General features: G+C 65.4%; 6 protein-coding genes and 1 pseudogene. 4 read left to right on the top strand and 3 right to left on the bottom strand.

What is annotated here, in order from left to right:
* Positions 1 to 9 precede the first annotated feature (9 nt).
* Positions 10 to 876, bottom strand: coding sequence for a squalene synthase HpnC (gene hpnC / locus GXB81_RS29390; protein WP_167038879.1), 867 nt, complete (start codon positions 874 to 876; stop codon positions 10 to 12).
* A 356-nt stretch (positions 877 to 1,232) separates the two neighbouring features.
* On the opposite strand from hpnC, the gene ispH reads away from it, so the two are divergent.
* Positions 1,233 to 2,177, top strand: a complete 945-nt coding sequence (gene ispH / locus GXB81_RS29395; RefSeq protein ID WP_167282500.1) for a 4-hydroxy-3-methylbut-2-enyl diphosphate reductase — start codon at positions 1,233 to 1,235, stop codon at positions 2,175 to 2,177.
* 10 nt (positions 2,178 to 2,187) lie between these two features.
* Complete coding sequence (gene hpnH, locus GXB81_RS29400) at positions 2,188 to 3,342, top strand: adenosyl-hopene transferase HpnH (RefSeq protein ID WP_167282508.1); 1,155 nt, start codon at positions 2,188 to 2,190, stop codon at positions 3,340 to 3,342.
* Between the two features lie 160 nt (positions 3,343 to 3,502).
* Here hpnH and GXB81_RS29405 read toward each other — a convergent pair whose 3' ends face one another.
* The gene (locus tag GXB81_RS29405; RefSeq protein ID WP_167038884.1) at positions 3,503 to 4,105 is read right to left on the bottom strand and encodes an ABC transporter substrate-binding protein; all 603 of its coding nucleotides are present in this window, start codon (positions 4,103 to 4,105) and stop codon (positions 3,503 to 3,505) included.
* A 212-nt stretch (positions 4,106 to 4,317) separates the two neighbouring features.
* Between GXB81_RS29405 and GXB81_RS29410 the strand changes: the two genes are divergently transcribed.
* Both GXB81_RS29410 and GXB81_RS29415 read left to right on the top strand, forming a co-directional pair.
* Positions 4,318 to 6,933: an MMPL family transporter gene (locus GXB81_RS29410; RefSeq protein ID WP_205991048.1), complete on the top strand. Its 2,616-nt coding sequence runs from the start codon at positions 4,318 to 4,320 to the stop codon at positions 6,931 to 6,933.
* Between the two features lie 2 nt (positions 6,934 to 6,935).
* Positions 6,936 to 7,997, top strand: a complete 1,062-nt coding sequence (locus tag GXB81_RS29415) for a VacJ family lipoprotein (RefSeq protein ID WP_167282512.1) — start codon at positions 6,936 to 6,938, stop codon at positions 7,995 to 7,997.
* Positions 7,998 to 8,170: 173 nt separating this feature from the next.
* Here the strand turns inward: GXB81_RS29415 and GXB81_RS29420 are convergent.
* Positions 8,171 to 8,519, bottom strand: a pseudogene (locus tag GXB81_RS29420) (hypothetical protein); the annotation flags it as partial.

Here is an 8,519-nt window from a genome sequence, read left to right on the forward strand (position 1 = left end):
TGCCCGCCATTAAGCATTACCCTCGATTGAACGCGCCGTCACGCCGACGCGTCTGGACAGTTGCATCGCCACGGTGCGCGCCGCGACCACGCACCAGTCGAACGGAGTGAGCACCGGCTGCTCGCGAAACACATCGTAGCCCGCGCGCTCGATGCGTTCGAGAAAGCGCAAACCCGCATGCACGGCGGCGCTCAACTCGATGCCGAGCCGCCCCGGCATGCGCAGCGCGAGCGGCGCGCCGCGCACGAGCGTATCGCGCACGAAGTCCACCTCGTACGCCATCAGTGCGCGCCATGCATCATCGACGACACCGCCGGCAATCTGCGCCTCGCTCACGCCGAAGCGCCGCAAATCCGCTTGCGGCAGGTACACGCGCTGCCGTTTCCAGTCGGCGGCGACGTCGAGCCAGAAGCTGATGAGCTGCGACGCGGTGCAGATCGCGTCGGCGTCGGCGAGATTGCGCGGCGTCGCCGCGCCGATCAGGTGCAGCATCAGATGCCCGACCGGATGCGCCGAGCGGCGGCAATAGTCGACGAGCGCGGCGCGATCCGCGTAACGCTTTGTATCGATGTCCTGCGCGCAGCCGTCGAGCAGGTCGTAAAACGGCCCGAGCGGCAGTGTATATTGCGCGATCACGCCCGCGAGCTTGCCGAACAGCAGCGCATGCACGGGCGCCGCGCGCCGCTGCGCGACCGCGTCGAGTCCGGCGCGGAAATCGGCGAGGCGCGCATGGCGCTCGGCAGCGCTCCAGTCGCCTTCGCCGGCGATATCGGCCGCGGTGCGCACAACCTGGTAGATAATGCCGACAGGCGCGCGCAGCGTCTTCGGCAGCAATACGCTCGCGATCGGAAAATTTTCGTGCTGATCGACGTCCATCCAGCGAGCCTCGAAACCATTCTGTAATACACGGCATGTCATGCGCGCCGCAAGGACCGGTAGTTTAAGGGTTCCGCCAAACCGGTGCAGCCAGCGTCCCGGCCTGGCACAGGGCCGTGACACCCGCGCGGCAGCCCGGCATGGCACCATGCGCGGCGCCCTTGCGGCGGCGGGCATCCAGCACGGGGGCTGCGCCAGAAAGCAAAGCGGCCCCGATAGCGTTAGAATGCGCGTTTGGTTTTGCTGTACCGGCCCGTCGCCGGGGCTCAAGACGTCAACTAATCAAGATGAGCGCGGCGATAAAGTCGGTTTCACCGACTTCTTCGAAACCCGCGTCAGTCGGAGTTCGCCAATATATGCGAGTCATCCTTGCTCAGCCCCGCGGCTTTTGTGCGGGCGTTGTCCGCGCAATCGAAATCGTCGATCGCGCGTTACAACAACACGGCGCGCCCGTGTATGTCCGCCACGAGATTGTCCACAATCGGCACGTGGTCGACAATCTGCGCCAGAAAGGCGCGCGTTTCGTCGAGGAACTCGATGAAGTGCCGCAGGGCGCCGTGGCAATATTCAGCGCGCATGGCGTCGCGCAAACGGTGGAGCGCGATGCCGAAGCACGCGGCCTCGACGTGCTCGACGCGACCTGCCCGCTTGTCACGAAAGTTCACGTGCAAGGCCGCCAGTATGTGGCCGCCGGCCGCACGCTGATCCTGATCGGCCACGCCGGTCATCCGGAAGTGGAAGGCACGATCGGCCAGATTCCGGGCAAGGTGCTGCTCGTGCAAAGCGAAGCCGAAGTCGCGAAGCTCGATCTGCCGGTGGATACGCCGCTCGCTTACGTCACCCAGACCACGCTGTCGGTGGACGACACGCGCGGCATCATCGACGCGCTGCTGCGCCGCTTCACCGACATCGTCGGTCCGGACACGCGCGACATCTGCTACGCGACGCAAAACCGCCAGGCGGCGGTGCGCGAGCTGAGCAAGGAAATCGACGTGCTGCTCGTGGTGGGCGCAACCAACAGTTCCAACTCGAACCGGCTGCGCGAGATCGGCAGCGAAAGCGGCGTGGCGAGCTACCTCGTCGCCGACGGCTCGGAAGTGAAGTCCGAATGGTTTGCCGGCGCGCAGACGGTCGGCGTGACGGCCGGCGCATCGGCGCCGGAAGAGATGGTGAAGAACGTAATCGATGCGCTGCGCGCATTGGGGCCCGTCGATGTCGCGACGATGGCGGGCCGTGAAGAGAAAGTCGAATTCAAGTTGCCATCGAAGCTGATGCAACCACTCGCTGCACGCGAAGTTTAAGGAGGACATCTTGTCTATTCCGCTGCTACAGAAAGTCCGCGTCGGCGCATACATCATGCGCCAGCATCTCTCCGGCAACAAACGCTATCCGCTCGCCCTGATGCTGGAGCCGCTGTTCCGCTGCAATCTCGCCTGCAATGGCTGCGGCAAGATCGACTATCCAGACCCGATCCTGAACCAGCGCCTGTCGCTCGAAGAATGCCTGCAGGCCGTCGACGAATGCGGCGCGCCGGTCGTCTCGATCGCGGGCGGCGAGCCGCTGCTGCACAAGGAAATGCCGGAGATCGTCAAGGGCATCATGGCGCGCAAGAAGTTCGTCTACCTGTGCACGAACGCGCTCCTGATGGAAAAGAAGATGGACGACTACCAGCCGAATCCGTACTTCGTCTGGTCGGTTCACCTCGACGGCGACAAGGAAGCGCACGATCACTCGGTGTCGCAGGAAGGCGTCTACGAGAAGGCCGTGGCCGCGATCCGCGAAGCGAAGCGCCGGGGCTTCCGCGTCAACATCAACTGCACGCTGTTCAACGACGCGGTGCCGGAGCGCGTGGCGAAGTTCTTCGACACGCTCGGGCCGATGGGCGTCGACGGCATCACGGTGTCGCCGGGCTATGCGTATGAGCGCGCGCCGGACCAGCAGCACTTCCTGAACCGCGACAAGACCAAGCAGCTGTTCCGCGAAATCTTCAAGCGCGGCAACAACGGCAAGAACTGGTCGTTCAGCCAGTCGGCGATGTTCCTCGACTTCCTCGCTGGCAACCAGAGCTACGAATGCACGCCGTGGGGCAACCCGGCGCGTACCGTGTTCGGCTGGCAGAAGCCGTGCTATCTGGTCGGCGAAGGCTATGTGAAGACCTTCAAGGAACTGATGGAAACGACCGACTGGGACAAGTACGGCACCGGCAACTACGAGAAGTGCGCCGACTGCATGGTCCACTGCGGCTTCGAAGCAACGGCCGTGATGGACACGGTTGCGCATCCGCTGAAGGCGTTGAAGGTCAGCCTGCGCGGTCCGAAGACGACGGGCGCGTTCGCGAAGGACATCCCGCTCGACAAGCAGCGTCCCGCCGAGTACGTGTTCTCGCGTCACGTCGAGATCAAGCTCGACGAGATCAAGCGCGCCGGCACGGGCAAGAAGGTGCAGACCGCAACCGCGGCGCACTGAGTGGTTCGGGCGGAGCGGTTGCGCGCCACCTCGCGTACGGTGCGTGAATGTCCGCGCGCCGTACGCTGCAGATGAAAAAAGCGCGGTGGCCGTTCGAGGCCACCGCGCTTTTGTTTTACCGTTGCTTTACCGTTACCGCCGGAGCAAACGGTCGACCCGCTCAGGCGCCGCGCGCATTATGCTCGGTCAGGAACTTGATGAGCCCGTCGATACCGCCCTTGGCGATCTGGTCGGCGAACTGTGTCTGATACACCTGGATCAGCCATGCGCCCATCATGTTGATGTCGTAGATCTTCCAGCCCGACGCTCCCCGGGTGAGCCGGTAGTCGATCGCATCGTCGCCGCCGTTGCTGATTACATGCGATTGCACGACGATGTCGGTTGCGCCGCCCGGCACGCTCACCGGCATAAACTTGAACTTCACGTCCTGGTCGCGCAGTTGCGACAGCGATGCGGCATAGGTACGCGTGAGCAGCAGCGTAAACTGCTCGTACAGCTGCTTCTGCTGTTCCGGCGTGGCGGTCGACCAGGGCTTGCCGACCGCGATACGCGTGGTGCGCTGGAAGTCGGTGGCCGGCAGGAAGTGCGTTTCGACGACGTGGGTGATCTTCGCCATGTCGCCGCCGCGTGCCTGCGGATCGGCCTTCATTGCGGTCACCGTGCCCTCGACGGCACTTTTTACCACCGCATCGGGCGCGCTTTGCGCAAATGCCGCCGTGGACACCACGGCCGCAGCCAGAAAAGCAGTCAGATATCGTTTCATACGCGCGTCAGGACCTGAAAGTAGTAGCGCCGGCGGGCTCGCGAGCCCAAGGCTAATGAGGGATAGACCAGTATAGCCGGGATTGCGTTCCCAACCGGGCCAGCCGGCCGGGTGCCGCGCTTGCGACCGAACTCGGGCTACGTTGCCGCGGCTCTGTATACTTATGCACCTTCGTCAAGAACCATCTCCGTGATAAGGCTACGTCCGCCTACATGCTGAAGTCATATATCGTCCGTCTCGTCGCGTACTCGGTGCGTCATCCGCTGAGGATCATCGCGCTGTCGATCGTGCTCGCCGTTCTGAGCGGCGTCTACGTCGCGCACAACTTCAAGATCAACACGGACATCAGTCGTCTCATCGAGACCGACAAGCAATGGTCGGCACTCGAGCACGCGCTCGACGCCGCCTTCCCCGAACGCGGCGACACCGTGCTCGTGGTCGTCGAGGCGCGCGCGCCCGAATTCGCCGACGCCGCCGCCAACGTGCTGAGCGCCGCGCTCAAGGCCGATTCGAAGGAGTTCACCGCGGTCTCGCAGCCGGCCGGCGGGCCGTTCTTCGAACACAACGGCCTGCTGTTTCCGTCCACCGACGAGGTGATGTCCACCACCTCGCAACTCGTGCAGTCGCGCCCGCTCGTCAACGCGCTGGCGCACGATCCGAGCCTGACCGGCCTCGCCGGCACGCTGACCACGAGCCTGCTGCTGCCGCTGCAACTCGGCCAGGTGAAGCTCGCCGACATGAGCCATCTGCTCTCGCAAAGCGCGAACACGCTCGATCGTGTGCTGGCCGGCCAGCCGGCCGCCTTCTCATGGCGCGCGCTCGTCGACAAAACGGTCGCCACCGATCCCGCGCGCGCGTTCGTGGTCGTGCAGCCGGTCGTCAATTACGACGCGCTCGAAGCCGGCGCGAGCGCCTCGAAAGCGATTCGCGCGACGGCCGCGTCGCTGCATCTCGACTCGCGCTTCGGCGCGACGATCCGCCTGACCGGCGAACAACCGCTCGCCGACGAAGAGTTCGCATCCGTGCAGGACGGCGCGGTGCTCAACGGCATCGGCACGTTCATCGTCGTACTGATTATTCTGTGGCTCGCGTTGCGCTCGGGCCGCATGATCGCGGCCGTGTTCATCACGCTGTTCGTCGGGCTCGCGATCACGGCCGCGCTCGGTCTGATGATGGTCGGCGCGCTCAACATGATTTCGGTTGCGTTCATGGTGCTGTTCGTCGGGCTCGGCGTCGATTTCGGCGTGCAGTTCGGCGTCAAGTATCGCGAGGAGCGCAACCGCGACGACCGGCTCTCCGCCGCGCTCATGCACACCGCGCACAGCATCGGCGTGCCGCTCACGCTCGCGGCCGTCGCGGTCGCGCTGAGCTTCTTCTCGTTCCTGCCGACCGCGTATCGCGGCGTGTCCGAGCTCGGCCAGATCGCCGGCGTCGGCATGTTCGTCGCGTACTTCACGAACATGACGCTGCTGCCGGCACTGCTGAAGGTCTTCAATCCGCCGGGCGAAGCTGCCTCGCCCGGCTTCAAGCAGCTCGCACCCGTCGACGATTTCCTCGATCGCCATCGCAAGCCGGTGCTGATCGGCACGCTGATCGTCGTGATCGGCGCCACGCCGTTGCTCACGCATCTGCGCTTCGACTTCAATCCGCTGCACCTGAAGGACCCGCATACGGAATCGATGGCGACGCTGCTGTCGCTGAAGGATTCGCCGGAAGCCGCGGTCAACAATGTGCATGCGCTCGCGCCGTCGCTCGCCGACGCCGACGCCATCGCCGCGCGCCTGCGCCAGCTGCCCGAGGTGGGCCGCGTAACGACGCTGAGCACGTTCGTGCCCGCCGACCAGCAGCAGAAGATGATGCTGATCGCGAGCGCTGCGCAGCAGTTGCTGCCCGCGTTGCAGCAGCAGCCCGCGTCGCCGGCCACCGACGAGGTCCGCGTCGCCGCGCTCAGGCGCGCCTCTAACCAGCTTGCGCTCGCGGCCGAGGATCATCCAGGGCCGGGCGCCGCCGAGGCGCAGCATCTGTCGGCGACGTTGCAGAAGCTCGCCGCCGCCGACGCCGCCACGCGCGACCGTGCCGAAACCGCGCTGTCCGAGCCGCTGCGCATCGCGCTGAAGCAACTGGAAAATCTGCTGCAGCCGACCGAAATTACGCAGGAGAACTTGCCGAAGGACATCGTCGCGTCATGGATCGGCAAGGGTGGCCGCGCGCTCGTCGACATCGCGCCGAAGGTGCCGGCCGGCGTCGATCCGAACGACGACACGATGCTCGCGCGCTTCGCGCACGCGGTGAAGAAGGCTGAGCCCGGCGCAATTGGCGGGCCGATTTCGATCCTGCATTCGGCCGACACGATCATCAAGGCGTTCCTGCAAGCCGCCATCTATGCGCTGCTGTCGATCGCGATCCTGCTGTGGATCGCGCTGCGCCGCATCGGCGACGTACTGCGCACGCTGGTGCCGCTGCTGGTCTCCGCGCTCGTCACGCTGGAACTGTGCGTCGTGTTCGGCATGCCGCTGAACTTCGCGAACATCATCGCGCTGCCGCTGATGCTCGGCGTCGGCGTGGCCTTCAAGATCTATTTCGTGATGGCGTGGCGCCACGGCCAGACGAGCCTGTTGCAGTCGAGCCTCACGCACGCAGTTCTGTTCAGCGCAGCGACAACGGCCACCGCGTTTGGTAGCCTCTGGCTGTCGCATCATCCAGGCACGTCCAGCATGGGGAGGCTGCTCGCGCTTTCGCTGTTCTGCACACTGATCGGTGCAGTGGTATTTCAGCCCGTACTGATGGGCAAGCCGCGCCAACGTCGCGCGAAGCAAAAGGGAATCTAAGCATGAAGCTGTATAACACCGCGCTGGCGCTCGCCGCCGCCGGTCTGATCTCAGGTTGCGCAACCGCGCCCGACCGCAAGCCGGGCGATCCGTTCGAGCCCGTGAACCGGGTCATTTTCAACTTCAACGACGGCGTGGACCGCTATGTCGCGGTGCCGGTGGCGAAGGGCTATCAGAAGGTCACGCCGCAGCCGCTGCGCACGGCCGTCAGCAACTTCTTCTCGAATCTCGGCGACCTCACCAACGCCGCGAACGCGCTGCTGCAATTGAATGTGACCGACGCGACCGAAGACATCGTGCGCTTCGCCTTCAACTCGGTGTTCGGTATCGGCGGTCTGCTCGACTGGGCGACCCCGGCCGGGCTGCCGAAGCATCATCAGGACTTCGGTCTGACGCTCGGGCATTGGGGCATTCCGTCGGGTCCGTATCTGGTGCTGCCGCTGTTCGGGCCGAGCACCGTGCGCGACAGCATGGGGCTCGTCGTCGACGTGAAATTCAATCCGCTCAACTACGTGGAACCGGCAACGCGCAATCCGCTGTATGTGCTGCAGTTCGTGAGCACGCGCTCCGATCTGCTCGGCGCGACCGATCTGCTGCAGCAGGCCGCGCTCGACAAGTACTCGTTCGTGCGTGACGCCTATACGCAGCAGCGGCGCGCGCGTCTGCGCGGCACGAGCGAGAATGCCGCGCCCCTGCCCGACTACGAGGATCACGGCGAGTCCGGTTCGGGGACGCCGGCCGGACTGCCGAACTATGCGGATCCGGGTGAGGCGGCGCAGGCGCCGAATGGGGCGTCTGGTGCTGGGGCCGCGAAGGGTGCGACGGGTGCGCCGAGTGATCTGCCGAATTACACCGATCCGGGTGAGGCTGCCCCGGCGACCGGTGGAGCATCGGGGGTATCCGGCGGTGGAGCCGGAGCCGGAGCCGATAAGGGCGAGCCGAGCGATTTGCCCAACTACAGCGATCCCGGCGCAACGCCGGTTTCGGCATCGCCTGCCGCTGAAGCACCGCAAGCCGCGCCCGCCGACGCTAAACAACCGGCGGCTGTGGCGGCTCCGCAATAAGGCTGCTTTGAGCGAAAGCCCTTGAAGCAAAACGGGGCGTCCGCAATGGGCGCCCCGGTCGAGCGAGCTACATCGGCTGGGCATCCGGGCATCCGGGCATCCGGGCATCCCAATCAGTCTGGGCCAAAGCGTTTGTCAGCCACCTTCACGGCACCACGCGCCGCCGCCTGATCTCAGTTGCCCGCCGCCATCCGCAGCGCGCCGCTCTCGCCTAGCGCCTCGCGTGTCTCGACCAGCGTGCGCTTCGCGGCGCGCGCGTCGGCGGCCAACTGGAGCAGCGCGCCGAGTTGCGACGGCTGCCGCAGCAATTCCCGCAGAATCGGCCAGAGCGCCGTACTGCCGTCGTCGCGCAAGCCAGCCGTGGCGGCCGGCGGCAACGTGCGCCAGGCCGGATCGACAATCGTGCGGCACACGGCGAACGGCAACCCATGCGCGGCGGCGATCCTGCCCGCGATGTGCGATTCCATATCCACCGCGAGCGCGCCGGTCGAGTCGTGCAGAGCGCGTTTGTCGGCAGCGGTA

Origin of the sequence: Paraburkholderia sp. Ac-20336 (assembly GCF_017105025.1) — a bacterium.
Taxonomy (GTDB): Bacteria; Pseudomonadota; Gammaproteobacteria; order Burkholderiales; family Burkholderiaceae; genus Paraburkholderia.